Consider the following 20,834-nt stretch of genomic DNA (forward strand, 5'->3'; position numbering starts at 1 on the left):
GCACGGCGTCAGTCCCCCGGATTGAGGAACAGGTTGACGACCGGATCGTTGCTGGCGTCCCAGCCCAACACCGCCACGTACATTCCCCGGCGGCCCCCGGTGTCTGTCTGCGAATTGAAGCCGGACGGGCAGGGGCTGCTGCCGCACAGCCAACCGTGGAAGAAGATGCGCTGCCCGCCGTCGAGCGCCGCCGCGATATCCCCGCCGCCGGGGCCGCACACCCCGCTCGTGCTCGCGGGGGTGAGCAGCGTGTTCTGCGTGACGGTGTTGAAGGCGTTGGCCGCCAGGCTGGAGGCCCGCATCCAGATGGTCTCGTAGCTGCACTGGTTGTAGGGGCCGCGCGAGGCGAACAGGACGTAGGCCCCACCGCGCTTCACGAGGACGGGGTTCTCCACGATGCGGTCCGAGCGCAGCAACTGGCGGCTGGTGGCACCGCTGAAGACGTGGGTGCCGGCCGCGTCGAGCCGGACGATGCGCAGCGATGATGGCAGTTGCTGCGTCTTGTAGAGCAGGTAGCGCGCGCCGTCGCTGTCCTTGAAGCCAGACGGATCGATGACACCGGCGGTCGAGATGGGACGGTTTGGAACGGTGTCGTCCGCGGTGGGGGTGTCGGCCAGGCCCGGGCAGACCAGCGGCCCGCCGGCCACCGGGGTGAAGGGGGCGCGGCGGCGGAGTGGCTTCATGGGTTCTCCCGGGTGGGGGTTGTGTCGCGCCGGCGATTCGCGGCTTCACCCACTTTCTTTGAGGGAGGCTTTTTCCCGGAATCCCAAAAAAAGATTTAAAATCAATTTCTGGGATTCTCGCGGGCACGTGCCCTCCGAAGAACATGAGGGTACGCGCCAGGGTGGAGGATTTTCCGATGCGCAAGGGGCTCGTCGCGGGGGGCGCATTGCTCGTGTTGCTGGCACTCCTCGTGAGCACCTTGTCCGGCGGCTCCGATGAGCGAAGGGCCTCCGAGGAGGCGTGGAGCGCCGGTACCGGTACGAGCCCGGGCGCCTCCACGCCAGACCGGGCGGCCAGCGGGAGCACGGCGCTGCGCGGATGGGTCCAGGATGCCCGGGGGATGCCCGTGGCCGCCCAGGTGCTCGCCTTCGAGGCCGGGCCCGCGGAGACGCAGGAGGGTCTGGCGCGGCACGTGGCCGCGGACGCGCTGGAGGCACCTCCGCGCGCCACCGTCACCACGGGCCCGGACGGAGACTTCCTGCTGCGCGTCCCCGAGGGCCGCTACCACCTGCTGGCCGAGGTGGAGGGACGGCCCGCCGCGCTCGCCCTGGACGTGCGGCCGGGCCCTTCCGAGGTGCGCCTGGTGGTGATGGACGGAGAGCGGCTGAAGGGCCAGGTGGTGGACGGGGAGGGGCGCGTGGCCCGGGCCCGCCTCACCGTGGTGAGCCTCGCGCCCGTCCGGCGTCTGCGGGAGGTGGAGAGCGACGAGACGGGCGCCTTCGAGGTGGAGGGGTTGCTCCCCCAGGCGCGCTATGGCGTGTGGGCCCGCGCGGCGTCCCATGGCGAGCGGGTGCTGCTCGTTCCCGCGTCCAGGCCCGTCACCGTGGTGCTGCCCTGCGCGGTGCGCGTGGAGGGCCGGGTGCTCGAGCGCGGCGTTGCCGTTGCCGGGGCCCGGGTGCGGTCGCGGGGGAGGGAGCCGGGCGTGCGGACCGACAGCGCGGGCCACTTCGTGTTGGAGGGGCTCGACTGCGGACGCACCGAGCTGCTCGCCGAGAGCGCCACGGGCGTGGGCGAACTGGCCATCGAGCCGCTGACCGAGGACACCTCGGGGCTCGAGCTGTCGCTGACGGCGGCGGGGGGGCTCCTCGTGCGGGTGGTGGAGGAGCGCTCGGGCCGGCTGCTCGAAGGCGCCAGCGTCGAGTCACCGGCCACACCGGCGCTCCACTGGCGCGAGGAGAGCGTGGCCCACTTCCGGGCCGCTCCGCTGGTACCGGGCCCCCATGCGCTCGTCGTCCGGGCTCCGGGCCATGGGGCCGTGCAGCGGACCCTCGAGGTGGGCGCGGGCCCCGAGACGGTCGTCGAGATCGCGCTGCGGCCGGAGCTCGTGCTGGCGGGCCGCATACTCGGACCCGAGGGGCTCGGGCTGGAGGGCGCGCGGATTCATCTCATGGGACCCGGGCGGAGCGGGGCAGCGGAGGTGCGCACGGGCCCGGATGGACGCTTCGAGGTGCGGGAGCTCTCGGAGGACACGTATACGCTGCGCGTCGAGCGCCCGGGGTACCTGTCCGTGGTGCGGGAGCTCCAGCTGCCGCGGACCGAGCCGCTGGAGCTCTCCGTGTTGCCCGCGGCGGCGGTGACCGTGCTGGTGCGTGGCATGCGCGGGGAGTCCGTGGAGCAGGCGTCCGTCACCCTCTCGGGGGTGGGCGAGGGGCGCGGGGAGACGGTGCGGGAGGAGGGCACGGGCGCCCGGGGTGCGGCCTCCTTCGGGGGCCTCGTTCCAGGCAGCTACATCGCGCGGGCGCGTGCCCCGGGCTACCTCCCGTCCGAGCCCGTCCCGGTGGAGGCGTGGGACGAGGAGTCCGTGCCCGTCACGTTGGTGCTGCGCGAAGGCGTCACGCTGTCCGGCCGCGTGCGGGACGAGCGGGGCATGCCGGTGGGCAATGCGGAGGTGGGCCTCCTGGGGGATGAAGCGGGCGTTGGCAGCGTCCGCACGGATGTCCAGGGCCGCTTCACCTTGTCGGGCCTGGCCCCGGGACGCGCCCGGTTGCGGGCGGAGAAGTCCGGCCACCCGATGCGAGAGGTGGAGGTGGAGGTGCCCGCGTCGAACCTGGAGCTGATGCTGGAAGGCCCGCGTGCCAGGGATTGAGTGCGGCGCGGATTTTTTTGCATCATTTCCCATGTCGTCGTCTCCACCCTCCCGGGGGCCTCCATGAGGACCCGCGGATGCGATACCCAGGAGGGGGGACGCCGTGAGACCAGCGCAGAGGAATGGCCGGAGTGTGGGAGCCGCGAGGTTTGCACGCGGGGGCGGGCTGACGTGGCTGGCCCTCCTGTGTGTCTGGCTGGGCTGCAGCCAGGGTGAGGAGCAGGAGGCGGTCAAGGCTCGCGCCACCGAGGGGGGCTGGGTGGCGGTGGGGCACCCGCGGGAACTCCGGGTGGAGGCCGCGCGGGAGGTCCTGCCGTCGCGGAAGGCGCCTCGCGTCTCCTGGCCTCAGGCTCCGGCGCGAGCACCTTCGGCGCGGGCGTGGCAGGAGGCTCCGAGCGAGGAGAGCGCGCTCCAGTTGGCGCGGGCGTACTTTCCGGAGCTCGTGGGCAGCCCGGAGCCCGAGCCACGGCGGATGCCCGTCCATCCCGAGGCCGCGCTGCGGGTGAGGTTGCCGGCCACGGAGAACGGCGAGTTGGAGGTGGCCACGCGGGGCTACGTCTTCCGGGCCAGGCCCCAGGCCTCCAGCGCGGGAGCGGCGTCGAAGCCTGTCGCGGGAGCGGCCTTCTACGGACCCAGGCACTTCTGGTCGGCGGAGGGCGCGCAGGGGTTGGAGGCGCGGGGGCTGACGCTGACGCAGCGGGCGGAAGAGTTCGTGGTGATGGAGGCCGGAGGGAGGCCGTACCGGGCCACCTATGAGGTGGAGGTGCCCGAGGGCATCCAGGTGCTGCGGGACGCGGGCGAGTACCTGGAGTTCCTGGACGGCTCGGACGTACCGGTGGTGCGGCTGCACTACGTGGTGGCTCGGGACGCGGCGGGGCGCAGCCGCCAGGGCGAGGTGAGGCTGGGGGGCGTTCTGCCCGCTGGCCGGGGTGGACCGGGGAACCTGCCTCGGCTGGCCCTGGTGGGGCGGACCCTGCGGGTGGAGATGGAGGTGGGGTTGGAGGGCTTGGAGGGCCCCGTGGTGGTGGATCCAGGCTGGAGCTCCACGGGCTCGATGGTGGCGGCCCGCTACCGGCAGACGGCGACGCTGCTGCCCAACGGCAAGGTGCTCGTGGCGGGAGGTGACAGTGAGGGCGGCCGGGGCGTTCAGATGGCCAGCACGGAGCTGTACGATCCGGCGACGGGCACCTGGAGCGCCGCGGGGACCCTGGCCAATGCGCGGGAACACCATACGGCGACCCTGCTGCCCAATGGCAAGGTGCTGATCGCCGGAGGCTACACGCCTGGCTCGACCCGGAGCTGCGAGCTGTACGATCCGGTGACGGGCATCTGGGGCCTCACCGGCTCGATGGACACCTCGCGTTTCGGCCACACGGCGACGCTGTTGAACAACGGCAAGGTGCTCGTCGCCGGCGGTGTGGATGGGACGAGCATGCCCTCCACCACCGCGGAGCTGTATGACCCGGCGACGGGCACCTGGAGCTCCACCGGCTCCCTGGTCAAGGCCGTGGTCTCCCACACGGCCACGCTGCTGAGCACGGGCAAGGTGCTCGTCGCGGGAGGCTACGCGGGAAGCAACACCGTCACCGCCGTCGCGCAGCTGTACGATCCGGCCACGGGCTCCTGGAGCAGCACCAACGCGCCGATGCTCTCCGCCCGCGACGACCACACGGCGACGCTGCTCCCCAACGGCAGGGTGCTGGTGGCCGGAGGCTCCAATGGAAGCTTCACCGCCAACACCCTCGCGAGCGCGGAGTTGTACGATCCCCAGACGCAGACCTGGAACGCCACCGGCTCGATGGCCAAACCGCACCAGTACCATGGGGCGGTGCTGCTGCCGAATGGCAAGGTGCTGGTGGGGCCCGGGTACATGTACAGCTCCTCCAGTGGCGGGGCCTTCATCGTCAACCCGGAGGTGTATGACCCGGCCGCGGGCACCTGGAGCACCACCGGCTCCCTGGAGGTGCTCCGCGACGACTACTCGATGACGCTGCTGCCCGATGGCTCGGTCATGGTGGCCGGAGGCTATTCGGGCCCCACCGCCGCCTCGGAGCTCTACTTCCCGGCGACGGGGACCTGGAGCACCACGGGCTCGCTGACGGCGGGCCGCTCCTCGCACACGACGACGCTGTTGCCCAATGGCAAGGTGCTCGTCGTGGGAGGGCAGGGGGCCTCGGGGTTCCTGACCCGCGTGGAGCTGTATGACCCGGCGGCGGGGACCTGGAGCACCACGGGCGCGTTGAGCACGGCTCGCGCCCGGCACACGGCGACGCTGCTGCCCTCGGGCAAGGTGCTCGTGACGGGCGGAGAGGGGGCGAGCGGTCCGATCACCAGCGCGGAGGTGTATGACCTGGCGGCGGGGACCTGGAGCAGCGCGGGCGCGTTGGGCACGGCGCGCACCCGGCACACGGCGACGCTGTTGCCCGGAGGTATGGTGCTGGTGACGGGAGGCCAGGGCGCCTCGGGTCCGCTGCTCAGCGCCGAGCTGTACGCTCCCGCCTCGGGGACGTGGCTGTCCACGGGCTCGCTGGGCACGGCGCGCTCCGGCCACACGGCGACGTTGCTGAACACGGGCAAGGTGCTCGTGGCCGGCGGTCAGTCCTCCTCGGCGCCGCTGGCCAGCGCGGAGCTGTATGACCCGGTAACGGGCACCTTCCGGGGGACCGGCACGCTGTCGAGCGCGCGGGCCGACCACACGGCGACGCTCCTTCCCTCGGGCAAGGTGCTGCTGGTGGGTGGAAGCGGCGCCTCGGGCGCCGTGGCCTCGGCCGAGCTGTATGATCCGGTGGGCGGTACCTTCAGCGCCACGGGCGCCCTGGTCTTCGCTCGCTCCCGCCATGTGGCGCTGGCGCTGCCCTCGGGCAGGGTCCTGGTGGCTTCGGGCCTGGGGACCGCGGGCCGTCTGACCAGCGCGGAGCTCTACGCTCCGTCCACGGGGACCTTCAGTTCCGTGGGGGCGTTGGGGACCGCCCGCGCCGACTTCACCGCGACGCCGCTGCCAGCGGGCAGGGTGCTCGCGGTGGGAGGGAGCGCGGCCACGGGAGCCCTGGACAGCGCGGAGGTGTACGAGGATACGGGGGCCGTCGAGGCGTGGCGGCCCCTCGTGACTCCCCCGGCCTCCCTCCAGTCGGGAGCGGCGGTCACCGTGAATGGGATCGGCCTGCGTGGCATCTCCGAGGCCCACAGTGGCACCACCCAGAACTCCGGCGCCAACTTCCCGCTCGTCTCCCTCCAGGCGTTGGAGGGAGGGAGGCGGACCTCCGTGGTCTTGCAGGACTTCTCGAGCACCTCGTTCGTGATGCGGGTGCCGTCCGTGCTGGACGGGTACTACCTGATGAGCGTGACGGCCAACGCCATTCCCGGGGGCGCGGTGGTCTTCGTCGATGGCCCACCGCCCGCGCCGGTGCTGACGGCCCCGGCGGCGCTCGTCAACACCGCCACGCCCACCCTCGCGGGGACGGCGGAGGCGGGAAGCACGGTCACGGTCATGCTGGATGGTGCTGCCATCGGGACGGTGAAGGCCGATGCCATGGGGACCTGGAGCCTCACGCTGACCTCTCCGCTCGGCCAGGGGCCCTACACCGCCACGGCCACCGCCACGGATGCTGTGGGCAACACCAGCCCCGTCTCCGCGCCGCGCGCCTTCACCGTGGACTCGGTGGCCCCGGCGGCTCCCGAGATCACCGCTCCGGCCGCCATCGTCAGCAACGTGACGCCGGTCATCTCGGGCAGGGCGGAGGTGGGGAGCTCGGTGAGGGTGACCCTGGACGGTACCGAGGTGGGAACGGTGACGGTCAATGCCTCGGGGACCTGGAGCTTCACCCCGGCGTCACCGCTGGCGCAGGGGGCGCACACGGTCACCTCCACCGCCACGGACGCGGCGGGCAACACCAGCACGCCTTCCGCGGCCTATGGCTTCACCGTGGACACGGTGGCCCCGCCGTCCCCCGTGATCACGGCTCCGGCCGCGCTCATCGGCACCACGATGCCGATCATCTCGGGGACCGCGGAGGCGGGGAGCACGGTGGCGGTGCGGCTGGACAGCGGAAGCGCGAGGACCGTGGTGGCCAATGCCTCCGGGGACTGGAGCCTGGCCACGACCGCCGCGCTGACGCAGGGATCTCACACGGTCACCGCCACCGCCACGGATGCGGCGGGCAACATCAGCGCGCCTTCCGCGGCCCGCGGCTTCACCGTGGACACGGTGGCACCGTCGGCTCCCACGCTCATGGGACCCGCCGCCTTCGTCAACACTCCGACCCCGATCATCTCGGGCACCGCCGAGGCGAGCAGCACGGTGAGTGTGAAGCTGGATGGGGCGAATGCGGGGACGGTGACGGCCAGTCCCTCGGGAACCTGGAGCTTGAGCGTGGTCACGCCGCTGGCGCAGGGAGCGCACACGGCCAGCGCCACCGCCACGGATGCGGCGGGCAATACCAGCTCCGCTTCCTCGTCGCGCAATTTCACCGTGGACACGGTGGCGCCGGCTGCCCCCGTGCTTACGGCTCCAGCGGCCTTCGTCCGCACCACGACGCCGATCATCTCGGGCACCGCCGAGGCGAGCAGCACGGTGAGCGTGACGGTGGATGGGACCAGGGTAGGGATGGTGACGGCCAATACCTCGGGAACCTGGAGCTTCACGCTGGCCTCTCCGCTGACCCAGGGAGCACACACGGTCACGGCCACCGCCACGGATGTGGCGGGCAATACCGGCGTGCCTTCCGAGGCCCGCGGCTTCACGGTGGACACGGTGGCCCCGAGCGCACCGGTGCTGACGGCCCCGGCGGCGAGCGTCGGCACCACGATGCCCACCATCTCGGGGACGGCGGAGTCGGGCAGCATGGTGACCGTGAGGCTGGATGGCACCGTGGCGGGGACGGCGACGGCCAGCGCCTCCGGGGACTGGAGCTTCACACCGGCCTCGCCGCTGTCCCGGGGCTCGCACACGGTGGCGGCCACCGCCACGGATGCCGCGGGCAATACCAGCGTGGCTTCCGCGACCCGTGGCTTCTCGGTGGACGTGGAGGACACGGTGGCGCCGGAGGCTCCCGTGCTCACGGCACCGGCGGGTGTCGTCACCACCGCGACGCCAACGATCTCGGGCACCGCGGAGGCGGGCAGCCTGGTGACCGTGAGGCTGGATGGCACCGGGGTGGGGACGGTGAGGGCCAATGATTCCGGGGCCTGGACGTTCACCGTGGCCTCGCCGCTGGCACAGGGAGCGCACACGGTCACGGCTACCGCTACGGACGCCGTGGGCAACACCAGCCCTGTCTCCTCACCTCGTGACTTCGTGGTGGACAGTGTGGCCCCGGCTCCGCCCGAGGTGCTGACGCCCACCACTGGCGCGACCGTGAGTCCCAGCGAGCTGCGCTTCTCGGGGCGCGCCGAAGCGAACAGCACGGTGGTGGTGACGGTGGATGGGCTCGTCGTGGGGACGACCCGGGCGGATGCCTCGTCGGCATGGAGCGTCAACTCGCTCTATCAACTGGCACAGGGCCCGCACACGGTGAGCGCCACGGCCAGGGATGGAGCGGGCAACGTCAGCGAGGCTTCGGCTCCGAGCACCTTCACGGTGATGGAGCCTCCGGAGGAGGAGGAAGAGGAGCCGAGGGGTTGCGGCTGCACTTCGTCCCCCACGGGAGGGGTGGCCTCCCTGCTGGGCCTGCTGGCCCTGGCGCGGATGGGGCGCCGCGGCCGCCTCTCGTCGCGGTAGGAGTCACGGGCCCGCCCGAGTGATGGACGGGCGGGCCTGGCACTTCCGGTAGACTCCTGGCTTCTCCGGAGCCTCTACCCATGCAACCTCCTCGCATCCACCTGCCGCCCTTCCTCCAGCTCCACCAATGGGTCGCCCATCCGCTGCGGTTCATGGAGGAGTCGGTCCAACGCCACGGCGACAGCTTCGTGATGCAGTTCCCCAACACCCCGCCGTTCTTCTTCACCCGCGACGTGGAGATGGTGCGTCAGCTCTTCACGGGCAAGCCGGAGGACCTCTACGTGGGGCCGGTGAACCGGGTGCTGGAATCCGTGGTGGGGAAGAGTTCGCTGCTGTTGCTCGATGACCAGGAGCACATCCGCGAGCGGCGGATGATGACGCCGCCCTTCCACGGCGAGCGGATGCTGTCCTACGGGCTGTCCATGCGCGAGTCCGCCAGCCGCTCCATCGACGGATGGGCACAGGGCAAGGCCTTCACCCTCCACGAGGTGTTCCAGGACATCACCCTGGACATCATTCTCAAGACGGTCTTCGGCCTCGCCGAGGGCGAGACGTTCACGCACTTCCACGAGCTCTTCGCGCGGATGCTCGACATGGGCTCGCACAATGCCGTGCTGTACATGAGCGCCCTGCTCCCGGCGGAGCGGATGCTCGCGCTGCTCGCGGTGGGGAGGGATCCGATTCAGCTCGGGCCCTGGAAGGTCAACGTGAGCCGCGCCCTGCCGTGGACCCAGCTCAGCCGCCTCATGCAGGAGGTGGACGCGTACCTCTTCGCGGAGATTGCCCGGCGGCGCGCCGAGGGGGTCGAGAAGCGCGAGGACGTCCTGTCCCTGCTCATGCAGGCCCGTGACGAGCAGGGCCAGCCCATGTCCGACCAGGAGCTGCGCGACGAGGCCATCACCCTGCTCGCGGCCGGACACGAGACCACCGCGACCACGCTCGCGTGGGCCTTCCACTTCGTCCTCCAGCACCCCGAGGTGGAGGAGAAGCTCCGGGAGGAGCTGCGGCAGGTGGCGGGAACGGGGCCGCTCTCGCCCGAGCAGGTGAACCGCCTGGAGTACCTGGACGCGACATTGAAGGAGACGTTGCGGCTGGTGCCCGTGGCTCCCGCGGTGGGCCGGGTGCTGCAGCGGCCCATGAAGGTGGGCGAGTGGGACGTGCCCGCCGGCATGGCGGTGATGGCGTGCGCCTACCTCACCCATCGCCGCCCGGACCTGTGGCCCGAGCCCGAGCGCTTCAACCCGGAGCGCTTCGTGGGCAAGCGCCCCAGCCCCTACGAATACTTTCCCTTCGGCGGAGGGGCCCGGCGCTGCCTCGGCATGGCCTTCGCCACGTATGAGATGCGGATTGTCTTCGCCGAGGTCCTCCGCCGGGTGAAGCTCCGGCCCGCCACCCCCTACACGTTCCAGGTGTCGCGGCGAGGCGTCACCCTGGCGCCTCGCGGGGGAGTGCCCGTCATCGTCGAGTCACGGAACTGACGGCGGGAGCGGGGGATCACCCCCTCATTCCGGCATCGGCCCCACGTAGCGCGACGCGGGCCGGATGAGGCGTCCCGTCGCCCGCTGCTCGGAGATGTGCCCGAGCCACCCGGCGACGCGGCCACAGGCGAAGGTGGGCGAGAACATGGTGCGGTCGAGGCCCACCGCGTCGAGCAGCACGGCGGTGTAGAACTCCACGTTCGCGCGCAGGGGCCGGTCCGGGTAGCGCTGGCGCAGAAGGTCCTCGGCCGCGCGCTCCACCGCTCGGGCGAGGGCGAGCCGCTCGGTCCGCAGCCCCCCGCGCTCGAGCCGCTCGAGGGCTCGCTCCAGCACCGCCGCGCGGGGATCCCTCACGCGGTAGATGCGGTGGCCCATGCCCATGATGCGGCGCCCGGCCCGCAGCTCCTCCTCGAGCCAGGACGTGGCCCGCTCCGGGCGGGCAATGCCGTCGAGCATGTCCAGCACCGGCCCGGGAGCGCCGCCATGCAGCGGCCCCTTCAACGCGCCAATGGCCCCCACCACCGCCGACACGGCGTCCGAGCCCGTCGAGGCGATCACCCGAGCGGTGAAGGTGGAGGCATTCAGCCCGTGGTCGGAGACGGTGACCAGGTAGGCGTCGAGCCCGGCGGCACGCTCGGGATGGTGCTCACCGGTCACCATGCGCAGCAGGTCCGCCGCGTGGGACAGCGTCGGGTCCGGGCGTACTGGCGCGAGCCCGCGTCCGCGCCGCCCCCACGCTCCCGCGAACACGGCGAGGGCCCCCGTCAACAGGAGCTGCGTGGCCAGTTCTCCCTCGGGGTGCTCCGGCACGTGGGCCGCCGCGGCCCGCAGGGCGTCCATGCCGTCCTTCGCCGAGAGCGCATCCCCCAACCCATCGAGCAGCCCGAAGGCACGCACCCGGGCCTCGCCCAGCGCCGCCTGGAGCGAGTCCGGGAGCGGCTGCTTCGCGTAGGGTGCCCAGAGCCGCGCGCACACCTCCTCGAACGAGCGGGTTCCGGCGAGTGACTCCACGTCACCGCCGGCAATCACCAGCCGCCCTCGCTCACCGTCGACTTCGCTCAACCGTGTCTCGGCGACCACCACGCCTTCGAGTCCCGCCTGCACAGCCGTTTGCGTCGTGCCCATGTTGGTGCCCTCCGATACAGGCTGTAACGCGCCGCCCACGGGCCCAAAACTCGATTCGACAATCGACATGTCCCTGGCTGCACCACGCCAGACGTCCTCTTGTCCAGCACCACGTCTCCGGTCACCTCGTGCACGGCTCCGGCTGACGGGCCGCTCCAGGAGGCACCTGCGCGCGGGCTGGCCCGGGCGACACGCTTCTTGGACGGCATTCGCGCACCACCAGATACTGGGGCGCATGGAAATGCGTGAACTGTACGGCCTCGATGAGGTGCGCGGTCCCGGACTTGAGCACGCGAACCCCAGGGCCCCCTCTTCCCGGCGAATCCACTCTCCTGGCTCGATGACCGCACCGCAGGGGGTAAAGGCGCTCGCACGGGAACTGAGCCGCAAGGAACAGGCGCTCGCGGAGGCTCGCGCACTGGTGACCCTGTCGAGGAACGCGAAGGGCCTCGTCGTGGGGGGGCGGGGGCGGCTCCACACTCCAGACGTCCGGCTCAAGGTCTGTCATCTGGTGGCGCATGCCATCGCGGATGGCGCGCGGTTGTCCCTGGCGTGCCGGTTGCTGGGCGTCTCGGCGCGGACCGTGCAACGTTGGCGCAAACCCGAGTGCGTCCAGGATCGTCGGCGCATGGCGCGTCGCTGCCCTGCCAACCGCCTCAGCGATCAGGAGCGTAGGCTCGTCCTGGAATTGCTCCACTCCCCCTTCTTCGAGGGGCTTTCCCCCAGACAAATCGTTCCGAGACTCGCGGATCAGGGCATCTATGTGGCCTCGGAGTCCACCATGTATCGCCTCCTCCGCGCGTACAAACGCGAGTGGTGCGCCAGGGACTTCAGCACCAGACCGCAGCCCGGACACGAGCGGCGTGTCTCGGCGCCCAATCAGGTCTGGAGCTGGGACATCACCTACCTGAATGGCCCGGGCCGGGGCTCCTTCCTCTACCTCTACATGGTGATGGATGTCTTCAGCCGGCGCATCATGGGATGGAGGATCCACCGCGAGGAGCGTGCGGAGCATGCCGCCAGCTTCGTCCGCAAGGTGTGCGAGGAGAACGGAATCAATCCGGCGGGACTCGTGTTGCACTCCGACAATGGCCGGCCGATGAGAGGGACCACGATGCTGTGCACCCTCCAGCGGTTGGGAATCGTGCCCTCGTTCAGCCGCCCCCAGGTCAGCAACGACAATCCCCATGCCGAGGCGTTGTTCAGCACCTTGAAGAGACACAAGGACTACCCCGTCACCTTCTCCTCCCTGGCGCTCGCGCGGGCCTGGATGGGCCGGTTCGTCTCCTGGTACAACCACGAGCACCTCCACGGAAGCTTGTCTTTCGTCTCTCCCGACGACAGATATTTCGGGCGCGATGCCTCCGTGCTCGCGAGGCGGCGCACGGTCTACGAACAGGCCCGGCTCCGCTCGGGTGTCCGGTGGTCTGGGGGTCCCCGGCGCTGGCACCCACCTGTTCCGGTCCAGATGAAGGTCTGGCCCTTCTGGGGCGTGCGCGTTCATCAGGGAGGGACTCTATTGAGGGAACCTCCGCAAGCGCGGCCTTTACCCATCAGGCGACAACTCCCTTGACACAGAACGTCCCGTGGCGGGCGATGGGTCTTCGCATGAGATCCATGCCCTGCCACGAAAGCACGTCCTGCGGTGGCAGCATTGTTGTCGCCTGGTGAGCGCTCATCCCAGCAACCCGTAGAGGGAGGTTGGGCAGCCGCCGGGCCGGCAATGCAGTCAGCAGGGGTGTAACGGCCATCCGCACATGTCCCAGGGCCGTTCTCCTGCGTCGCCGATACCGCGGAGAAACGAGGAACGTCGCTTGATACGCGTTGGATTGGTTGGCATCGGGGCGCAGACGAAGGAAAACCTCCTCCCCTCGCTGTTGCAGATTCCCGAGATTCAGATCGTCGCCGCTTGTGATGTGTCGCTCGAGCGCGCGGAAGAGGTGAAGGGCTACGTCCGTGACGTCCAGGTCTTCAAGGATGTCGCGACGATGATCAACATCATGGGCCCGGACGCGCTGGTGTTGGCCTGTCCTCCTCAGGCCCATCGGGACATCTCCCTGATGGCCATTGAGCGCGGCATCCATGTCTTCGTCGAGAAGCCGCCGTGCTTCACGCTCAATGAGCTCAAGGACATGATCGACGCGGCGGCGCGCAAGCGGGTGGTGACCGGCGTGGGCCTCAACTTCCGCTTCGCCCGCCCGGTCCAGCACCTGCGGAAGATCGCCGCGAGCGAGAAGTTCGGCCGGACGATGCATGTGCAGATCAACCACTACGCGGGCAAGCCCCGCGCTCCCATGTGGGGTCTCTCCTCCACCCTCCGCTCGTTCCTGCTCGCCCAGACGATCCACTCGATCGATCTGACGACGGCCTTCGGCAAGGACGAGCACGTGACGGACGTCCACTCCACCGTCCAGCACGGGACCGATGCGATGCTGGCGCGGATCGACATCACGTTCTCGTCCGGGCGGTCCGCGTCCATCCTGACGGGCAGCATGTTCCCCTATTTCGAGTTCGACATGAAGGTGATCGGCGACAGGTCGAGCATGATCGCCCTCGACAACCTGTGGAACATCACGCTCCACGACGCGGAGATCTCCTCGCAGGTGGTGGGCGGAGACAAGCGCTGGCGCAATGCCTGGCAGCCGGGCCCCCTGGACTCGGGTTATGTCCGCAGCGGCTATTTCACCGAGCTGACGGGGTTCTTCAACGCCATCCGCTCCGGTACCCGCTTCGAGGCGGATTTCGAGAGCATGATTCCGACCTACCAGGTGATCGAGCAGGTGTGCGCGGCGGAGGTCCAACCGGGCGTCGTGGCGGCGCCGTCCTTGAGTGTCACTGGGGTGCAGAAGAGGAGTGTGGCCAATGGCTGAGGCATCCGTGAAGAACAAGCGAGTCATCTCCGACAAATACCGCGCGAGCTACGAGGATGATCAGCCCGCCCTGGCCGCGGCCCTGGCCAGTGGCTTGTCGGGAACCTCCGACATCGTCACCGAGTACGAGGCGGCTCTTCGCGCCTACTTCTCGAACCGCAACGCCATCGCCATCTCGTCCGGCGGCGCGGCCATCACGGTGGCGCTGGCGGCCGCGGGCGTGAAGGCCGGTGACGAGGTGGTGCTGACGCCCACCTGCCCGCTGTGCACCGTCTACCCGATCATGGACATGGGCGCCAAGCCGGTGTTCGTGGACACCCGTCCGGACAGCTTCAGTGTGGACCTCGAGGACCTGGCGCGGGTGATCACCAAGAAGACCCGCGCCATCATCGAGATCCCGATGTGGGGCATGCCGACCGAGGTCGACGAGCTGCAGCAGGCCGCACGCAAGGCCGGCATTCCGCTCATCCTGGACCTCGCCCACTCGCACGGCTCCACGCTGCATGGACGCTCGCTCTCCGCGTACGGAGACCTATCCTGTTTCAGCACCCACGAGCGCAAGCCGCTGGCGACGGGGGAGGGGGGCTTCATCCTCACGGACAACGATGACCTGGCCAGGCGCTGCCGGGACTACAGCCGGTTCGGCAACCTGAACGGCCGTGACTTCGGCCTGAACTTCAAGCTGGGCGGGCTCGCCGCCGCGCTCGGCAAGAACCGGCTCAAGTACCTGGATCGGCAGCTGGAGGGCCGCCGCGAGCACGCGGAGCGGTTCCTGTCCCAGCTCACCCATCCGTCCGTCCGTGAGTTCACGCGGATCACCGGCGCGAGGACGAACTACTACTTCCTCACCCTGCGCACGAGCTTCGCCGACAACCGCCGCTTCATCGACTACCTGGACGAGCACGGCATCCCGTCGGACATCAAGCGCTATGGCTGCCGCTGCCTGTACGGGTTCCCGGCCGTCGAGCAGTTCCGCCGCCCGTGCCCCCAGGGTGAGCGGCTGCTCAACACCATGACGACCATCCCCGTGCATCCGGCCCTGTCGGGTGAAGACATTGATTACATGGTAGGCGTCGTCAATGCCTACCAGGAGAGGTAGGCCGGCGTGAACACCATGGATCCTCGCTTGCCCAAGCAGTGGACCGCGTCGGGTTTCGTTCTCCATCCGGATCGCAAGGTGCTGTTGATCCACCACCGGAAGCTCGGTGTCTGGCTCTACCCGGGTGGGCATATCGAAAGCACGGAGTCACCAGATGATGCCGTGCTTCGCGAGATCAGCGAGGAAACGGGGATACAAGCGAGGATCCTGGGTCTTCTCGACACACCGTTGGCTGACCCCGAGGCCGACGTCCATGTGCTGCACACGCCCTACCGGGTGTTGTGTGAGCGCATCAATGATCCCAAGGGCCACCACTACCACATCGATCTGATCTACCTGTGCGTGGCTCTGGATACGAACTGCATCGCCAATGGCGAGGTCCATGCGGCCCGCTTCTTCAGCCAGGAGGAGCTCGCGGACCTGAAGCTGTTCCCCAACTTCCGCGTCCTGCTGCGGCGGGTGTTCGAGGACGAGGAGATCTGGCGGGCCATGGACACGCTGAAGGAGCAGGTGGCGGCATGAGCACGCCAGGAGCCGCGTCCAGGGGCGCGCGGGAAGAGCTGCCCCGCCGGCGGATCAACGATGCGTTCCGGCACCGTCATCCCGATGACGAGCTGTACCTGCGGCAGGCCCTGGAGACGGGCCTGACCGGAACCGCGCCGATCGTGGAGCAGTACGAGCGGAAGATCTCGGAGCGCTACGGGATGCGCCACGTGCTGGCGGTCTCCTCGGGCGCGGTCGCGGTCTCGGTCGCCCTGGAAGGCATCGAGTGGCAGGTGGGTGATGAAATCATCGTTCCCCCCAGCTGCCCCATCTGCACGGTCCTGCCCGTCATGGCGCGCGGGCTCGTGCCGGTCTTCTGTGACGTGCGCCCCCATGACTTCGGGCTGGATCCGGAAGACCTGGCAAGGGTCATGTCGCCACGAACGCGCGGCATCATCGAGGTCCCCATGTGGGGATACCCGTCGAGGGCGGATGAGCTGCGGACCCTCGCTCACGCCCATGGCGTCCCATTGATCCTCGATCTGGCCCATTGCCATGTGACGCGCCTGCAGGGGAGGTGGCTGGCGGAGTTCGGCGACATCGCCTGCTTCAGCACCCACGAAGGCAAGTTCATGTCCACCGGCGAGGGGGGCTTCGTGATGACGAACGATGCCTCCCGGGACGCGAAGATGCGGGCGTACACCCGGTTCGGAAACCTCGATGGCCAACGGGTGGGCCTCAACTACAAGCTGGGTGGACTGCAAGCGGCCGTGGGACTCGCCCGGCTGCAGGCGCTCGACTGGCAGCTGGAGATCCGTGCGCGCAATCGCCGGTACCTCCTCGAGCGCATCCACAACCCGCTCGTCCGGGAGCTGCCCATCGTCGAAGGGGGAACCATCAACGGTTACGCCCTCCTCCTGCAGGTGGTGAAGGGGGACGGCCGGCGCTTCGTCGAGCACCTGGACAGGAAGGGTGTCCCCTCGGACGTCAAGAAGTACGACAACCAACCCCTGTACAACTACCCGCTCCTGGCGGACCGCCGGCGGGACTGCAAGAACGCCCGGGAGTTGCTGCGCTCGCTGACGACGATTCCCCTGCACCCGCAGCTCTCGGACGAGGATCTCCAACATATCGTCGCGGCGGTGAATGCCTATGAGGGATGATTCCTTGGACAGATCTAAAGGCAGACATGCCATCGTGCTTGGCGGCAGTATTGGTGGCTGTCTCGCCGCCGAAGTGCTGTCTTCGGAGTTCGAGCGGGTCACGATCATCGAGAAGGGCGACTTCGAGGACGGCCTGGGTGATCGGCGCGGCGTCCCGCAGGAGAAGCACGTCCATCTGCTGCTGCTGCGTGGCAAGCAGGTCATGGAGGAGGTCTTCCCGGGTCTCCTGGCCGAGCTGGTCCAGGCCGGCGCGGACATCGCGGACCAGGGGCATGATGTCAAATGCTTCCACTATGGTCAGTGGAAGAACCGGTTCAAGACCGGGGTGAGCGCGCACTACTGCAGCCGGGGCCTGCTCGACAACATCGTCCGCCGGCGCATCCGGGCCAATCCGCGGATCACCGTCCATTCCAAGACCCGGGCCATGGGCTTCCTGTTGCGCCGGGAGGGCGCGCCCCGCGTCCACGGGGTGGTGTTGGACGGGTCCGCTCCGGTCCGGGAGTTGTCGGCGGAGCTGGTGATCGACGTCAACGGGCGGGGCTCTCGCGTGGCCGAGTGGCTGGCGAAGGAGGGGCTGGGCGAGGTGAAGAAGACCCTCGTCGAGACGAAGCTCGGCTATGCGTCCCGCATCTACCGGCGGCGGCCCGAGTTCGCCGATCGCTGGAAGGTGCTGCTCGTCCTGCCAAGGCCTCCCCATGGCCGGGCCATGGGGGTGATCAGTCCCATCGAGGGGAATCGTTGGCTCGTCACCACGGGCGGGTGGTTCGGTGAATTCCCCAAGCCGGACCCCGAGGAGTTCCTCCGGTTCCTCGGGAAGCTGCCGGTCCCGGATATCCAGGAGATCATCCGGGAGGCGGAGCCCCTCTCGGACGTCGCGGGCTTCGCCATTCCGGGCAGCTTGCGGCGCCACTACGAGGACATGCCGGTGTGGCCCGAGGGGCTCGTGGTCATGGGCGACGCGTTGTGCAGCATGAACCCGTTGTACAGCCAGGGCATGACGCTCTGCTCGCTGGAAGCCGACGTGCTGAGGCGGCAACTTCCCGTATGGAAGCAGGGAGGCACCAGCGCCCGTGCCATCCAGGCGTTGATGGCCCAGGTCGTCGAGCCCGCGTGGAACATGGCGGTGTCCGAGGACATGCGGTTTCCGGAGACGCAGGGCCGCCGCTCGCTCGGGCTGCGGTTCCATCATTGGTACGGCTCGGGGCTCTGCGAGCTGGCCGCCTCCCACCGGCTGGCGCTGCAGACCCAGGTGGGAGTCACCAACCTGGTGGTTTCCCCGAGTCAGCTCTTCCGGCCTGAAATCGCGGCCCGGGTCGTCCTCCACAAGCTGCTCCCGCGTTTGGGCAAGACGGTGAACGATGATTCCCATGCGTAAGGTCTGGAACCAGATTCAACATGTCGTCTGGGATTGGAACGGGACGCTGCTCGACGACGTGGACCTGGCCGTGACTGGGGTCAACCAGGTGTGCGCCCGGTTCGGTGTCCCCGCCGTCACGCGGGAGTTCTACCGTGCCCGGTTCCAGTTTCCGATCTCCGCGTTCTATTCCTCGCTCGGCTTCGATCTGGAGCGGATTGCCTTCAGCGACATCCTCCGGGAGTACCTGGCTGTTTTCGACGCGCGGGTGCGGCACTGCGCGTTGAACGAGGGCGCGCTGGAGTTGCTGGAGTGTCTGCGTGAGAATGGCATCGGGTCATCCATCCTGTCCGCGTCCTACCGGCCCACCCTGGTGCGGACCCTCGAGGCGAAGAGGCTCAGCGGGTACTTCACCCATGTGTGTGGATTGGGGGATGAAAAGGGGACGAGCAAGCTCGAGGAGGGGCACATCCTTCACGCGAAGCTGGGGCTGCCGGGCGAGCGCATCCTCTATGTGGGAGACACCACCCACGACGCGGAGGTCGCCGCGGCCCTGGGGTGGAACAGCTGCATCCTGTCGTGCGGGCACCAGGACGAGGACCGCCTGGGCGCATGCAATTCCCCGCGGATGACTGGAATCCCAGCCCTGTTCGAGGACCTGCCTTGGGGCAGGGTCGTGCCCAACCGCTGAGGTATTCATCCCATGCTTCCCACTGAATCGTTGCCACTGCTGCTCGCCGCGCTGCTGTGTTCGACGCTGTTGTTCCGCGCGGCCGTGTCCCTCTATTACTCGGACCCGGAGCGGGTTCTGCGCATCTCCCGGCTCCGCCCGCGTCTGGAGGGGACGCGGGAGCTTCTGTACAAACCACTGGATGAGTGGTTCGCGCCCCTCCCGTTCGTGTGGACGTGGCTCGACATCTTCATCGCGCTCCTGCTCGCACGGTGGGTTGACCATCCCCTGGCCTGGGTGGCGGTGTGCTTCTGGGTGGGAGGCCGCTTCCGGGCCCTCCAGGAGTTCGGGCACAACGCGGTGCACTACGCCCTGTGCCGCTCGCACGCCTGGCAGTGGTGGCTCTCCGATGTGTTCTATCAGTTCCCGGCGTTCAAGCGGGACATGCACAGCCGGCAGATCACCCATACCCAGGAGCATCACCGCCACCCGAATCACGAGAAGCTCGATCCGAACCGCGCGCGCGTCCGTGACGGCGGGATGCGCAGTGGCATGACCCATGCGCAGTTCATCGGCCGGCTGTTCCATCCGCTCTCGCCCTCGGGAATGATGGTCAACCTCAAGACGATGGTGCGCAACAGCCTGCTCAACCATCGGCCCATCACCGCGGTGGCCCGGGTGGTGACGCTGCTGGTGCTCTCCGCGCTGCTGTATGCCGCGGCGGGCTGGAAGGCGATTGTCTGGGGCTGGCTCGTTCCCCTGGTGACCACCTACTCCCTGTTCGCCTGGGTGTCGCTCCTGACGGAGCATCGTTGGTTCAAGACGCCAGGCTGGTCCGAGGACCGTCTGACCCGGGAGTTCCTGGCGGGACGCCCCACGGACTACCGGGGGTTTTCTGGCTGGCTGGTCCGCGTGTTCCTCTGCCCGACGTCGGATGCCTATCACCTGGCCCATTCCCTGTACCCGGGCGTGCGCTGGAACTACCTGCCGGCGATCGACCGGGTTTTGAAGGTGGAGGAGCCGCGCTACACAGCGCATGCGAGCGAAGGCCTGCTGTTCTCGCGCGACGGCATTCCTTCCGCGCTCTCCGAGCTGAAGGAGCGCCTCGTCTCGGCCGAGACCCGGGTTGAACCCACTTTGTACATCCAGGAGGAGCGGTGACGGACAAAAGCGTGAAGGTCCCTCGTATCGGTATCATTGGCGGGAGCGGATTGAGCAAGCTGCTCTCCCTGTCCAGCGTCCAGCGGGTGAAGGTGGAGACCCCCTTCGGGGAGCCCTCGGACGAGGTGATCCTCGGGACGCTCGGCCGCGCCCAGGTCGCCTTCCTCCAGCGCCACGGGCCCGGCCACCAGACTCCTCCCTCGCAGATCAACGTGCGCGCCAACATCGCGGCGTTGAAGCACGTCGGCTGCACGCAGTTGCTCTCGCTCAGCGCCGTGGGGAGCCTGCGGGAGGAGTGTCCGCCGGGCTCGTTCGTGCTCGTGGATCAATTCATCGACCGGACGATCCAGCGGGAGAAGACCTTCTTCGGACGGGGGCTCGTCGGGCACGTTCCTTTTGGCGACCCGGTCTGCACGCGGATGCGGACGGCGCTGGCGGACGTGGCCTCGAAGTTGAAGTTGACGTATGTCAATGGCGGAACCTACGTGGTGATGGAGGGGCCGCAGTTCTCGACGCGCGCCGAGTCCAATCTGTACAGGAGTTGGGGCGGGACGGTGATTGGAATGACGGCCATGCCAGAAGCCAAACTGGCACGTGAGGCGGAGCTCTGCTATGCGATGGTCGCCATGCCCACGGATTATGACTGTTGGTATGACAGTCATGAGGCCGTGACCGCCAGCCTGGTCAGTGAGCGGATGGAGCGGATCGCCGTGCAGGCCAACTCGCTTGTGGAGCATGTGTGCGACGTGCTGGCGGACCACCAGGAGTCATGTCCTCAGGGTTGTGAGCGTGCGCTCGACACGGCCATCATGACGCATCCCGCTTCGCGCAGTCCCGAGATGCTCAGCCGGTTGGGGTTCGTCGTCCCCCGTATCATCCAATCCCGGGATGGAGGTTCCAGATAAT

14 protein-coding genes are annotated in these 20,834 nt (G+C 68.9%); 12 read left to right on the top strand and 2 right to left on the bottom strand.

What is annotated here, in order from left to right; translation table 11 throughout:
- Positions 1-8: 8 nt before the first annotated feature.
- Entirely contained in the window at positions 9-683 is a 675-nt protein-coding gene (locus AC16DP_RS40025; RefSeq protein WP_329732028.1) for a family 43 glycosylhydrolase, read from the bottom strand.
- Between the two features lie 176 nt (positions 684-859).
- On the opposite strand from AC16DP_RS40025, the gene AC16DP_RS40030 reads away from it, so the two are divergent.
- From AC16DP_RS40030 to AC16DP_RS40040, 3 genes are all read left to right on the top strand, one after another.
- The gene (locus AC16DP_RS40030) at positions 860-2,809 is read left to right on the top strand and encodes an MSCRAMM family protein (protein ID WP_329732029.1); all 1,950 of its coding nucleotides are present in this window, start codon (positions 860-862) and stop codon (positions 2,807-2,809) included.
- Between the two features lie 103 nt (positions 2,810-2,912).
- The gene (locus tag AC16DP_RS40035) at positions 2,913-8,525 is read left to right on the top strand and encodes an Ig-like domain-containing protein (RefSeq protein WP_329732030.1); all 5,613 of its coding nucleotides are present in this window, start codon (positions 2,913-2,915) and stop codon (positions 8,523-8,525) included.
- Positions 8,526-8,605: 80 nt separating this feature from the next.
- Positions 8,606-10,003: a cytochrome P450 gene (locus AC16DP_RS40040; RefSeq protein WP_329732031.1), complete on the top strand. Its 1,398-nt coding sequence runs from the start codon at positions 8,606-8,608 to the stop codon at positions 10,001-10,003.
- Between the two features lie 24 nt (positions 10,004-10,027).
- Here AC16DP_RS40040 and AC16DP_RS40045 read toward each other — a convergent pair whose 3' ends face one another.
- Entirely contained in the window at positions 10,028-11,128 is a 1,101-nt protein-coding gene (locus AC16DP_RS40045) for a citrate synthase (RefSeq protein WP_329732032.1), read from the bottom strand.
- Positions 11,129-11,468: 340 nt separating this feature from the next.
- On the opposite strand from AC16DP_RS40045, the gene AC16DP_RS40050 reads away from it, so the two are divergent.
- The 9 genes from AC16DP_RS40050 (at position 11,469) to mtnP (ending at position 20,833) form a co-directional block, all read left to right on the top strand.
- The gene (locus AC16DP_RS40050; RefSeq protein WP_329732033.1) at positions 11,469-12,701 is read left to right on the top strand and encodes an IS3 family transposase; all 1,233 of its coding nucleotides are present in this window, start codon (positions 11,469-11,471) and stop codon (positions 12,699-12,701) included.
- A 241-nt stretch (positions 12,702-12,942) separates the two neighbouring features.
- On the top strand, positions 12,943-13,998 hold the full coding sequence (locus AC16DP_RS40055) for a Gfo/Idh/MocA family protein (RefSeq protein WP_329732034.1): 1,056 nt from the start codon (positions 12,943-12,945) through the stop codon (positions 13,996-13,998).
- On the top strand, positions 13,991-15,097 hold the full coding sequence (locus AC16DP_RS40060; protein WP_329732035.1) for a DegT/DnrJ/EryC1/StrS family aminotransferase: 1,107 nt from the start codon (positions 13,991-13,993) through the stop codon (positions 15,095-15,097). Before AC16DP_RS40055 ends, AC16DP_RS40060 begins: the two co-directional genes overlap by 8 nt.
- Before the next feature lie 15 nt (positions 15,098-15,112).
- Positions 15,113-15,619 carry an NUDIX hydrolase gene (locus AC16DP_RS40065; protein ID WP_329732036.1) on the top strand — a complete coding sequence of 169 codons (507 nt, stop codon included), beginning with the start codon at positions 15,113-15,115 and terminating at the stop codon, positions 15,617-15,619.
- The gene (locus AC16DP_RS40070) at positions 15,616-16,743 is read left to right on the top strand and encodes a DegT/DnrJ/EryC1/StrS family aminotransferase (RefSeq protein WP_329732037.1); all 1,128 of its coding nucleotides are present in this window, start codon (positions 15,616-15,618) and stop codon (positions 16,741-16,743) included. Before AC16DP_RS40065 ends, AC16DP_RS40070 begins: the two co-directional genes overlap by 4 nt.
- 34 nt (positions 16,744-16,777) lie before the next feature.
- Complete coding sequence (locus AC16DP_RS40075; protein ID WP_329732038.1) at positions 16,778-18,118, top strand: NAD(P)/FAD-dependent oxidoreductase; 1,341 nt, start codon at positions 16,778-16,780, stop codon at positions 18,116-18,118.
- Positions 18,111-18,788, top strand: coding sequence for an HAD family hydrolase (locus tag AC16DP_RS40080; RefSeq protein ID WP_329732039.1), 678 nt, complete (start codon positions 18,111-18,113; stop codon positions 18,786-18,788). Before AC16DP_RS40075 ends, AC16DP_RS40080 begins: the two co-directional genes overlap by 8 nt.
- 12 nt (positions 18,789-18,800) lie before the next feature.
- A complete protein-coding gene (locus AC16DP_RS40085) occupies positions 18,801-19,928 on the top strand; it encodes a fatty acid desaturase family protein (RefSeq protein WP_329732040.1) in 1,128 nt (375 codons plus the stop codon).
- Entirely contained in the window at positions 19,925-20,833 is a 909-nt protein-coding gene (gene mtnP / locus AC16DP_RS40090) for an S-methyl-5'-thioadenosine phosphorylase (protein WP_329732041.1), read from the top strand. The genes AC16DP_RS40085 and mtnP overlap by 4 nt, the downstream gene beginning before the upstream one ends.
- Position 20,834: the final 1 nt, after the last annotated feature.

It is taken from the genome of Archangium sp. (assembly GCF_057119385.1).

Bases quoted from the DNA above. Each gene is read 5' to 3' on its own strand.
- AC16DP_RS40050 (WP_329732033.1), top strand. From the start codon at position 11,469: ATGACCGCACCGCAGGGGGTAAAGGCGCTCGCACGGGAACTGAGCCGC.
- AC16DP_RS40025 (WP_329732028.1), bottom strand. From the start codon at position 683: ATGAAGCCACTCCGCCGCCGCGCCCCCTTCACCCCGGTGGCCGGCGGG.
- AC16DP_RS40085 (WP_329732040.1), top strand. From the start codon at position 18,801: ATGCTTCCCACTGAATCGTTGCCACTGCTGCTCGCCGCGCTGCTGTGT.
- AC16DP_RS40080 (WP_329732039.1), top strand. From the start codon at position 18,111: ATGCGTAAGGTCTGGAACCAGATTCAACATGTCGTCTGGGATTGGAAC.
- AC16DP_RS40060 (WP_329732035.1), top strand. From the start codon at position 13,991: ATGGCTGAGGCATCCGTGAAGAACAAGCGAGTCATCTCCGACAAATAC.
- AC16DP_RS40030 (WP_329732029.1), top strand. From the start codon at position 860: ATGCGCAAGGGGCTCGTCGCGGGGGGCGCATTGCTCGTGTTGCTGGCA.
- AC16DP_RS40065 (WP_329732036.1), top strand. From the start codon at position 15,113: ATGGATCCTCGCTTGCCCAAGCAGTGGACCGCGTCGGGTTTCGTTCTC.
- AC16DP_RS40045 (WP_329732032.1), bottom strand. From the start codon at position 11,128: ATGGGCACGACGCAAACGGCTGTGCAGGCGGGACTCGAAGGCGTGGTG.
- AC16DP_RS40040 (WP_329732031.1), top strand. From the start codon at position 8,606: ATGCAACCTCCTCGCATCCACCTGCCGCCCTTCCTCCAGCTCCACCAA.
- AC16DP_RS40070 (WP_329732037.1), top strand. From the start codon at position 15,616: ATGAGCACGCCAGGAGCCGCGTCCAGGGGCGCGCGGGAAGAGCTGCCC.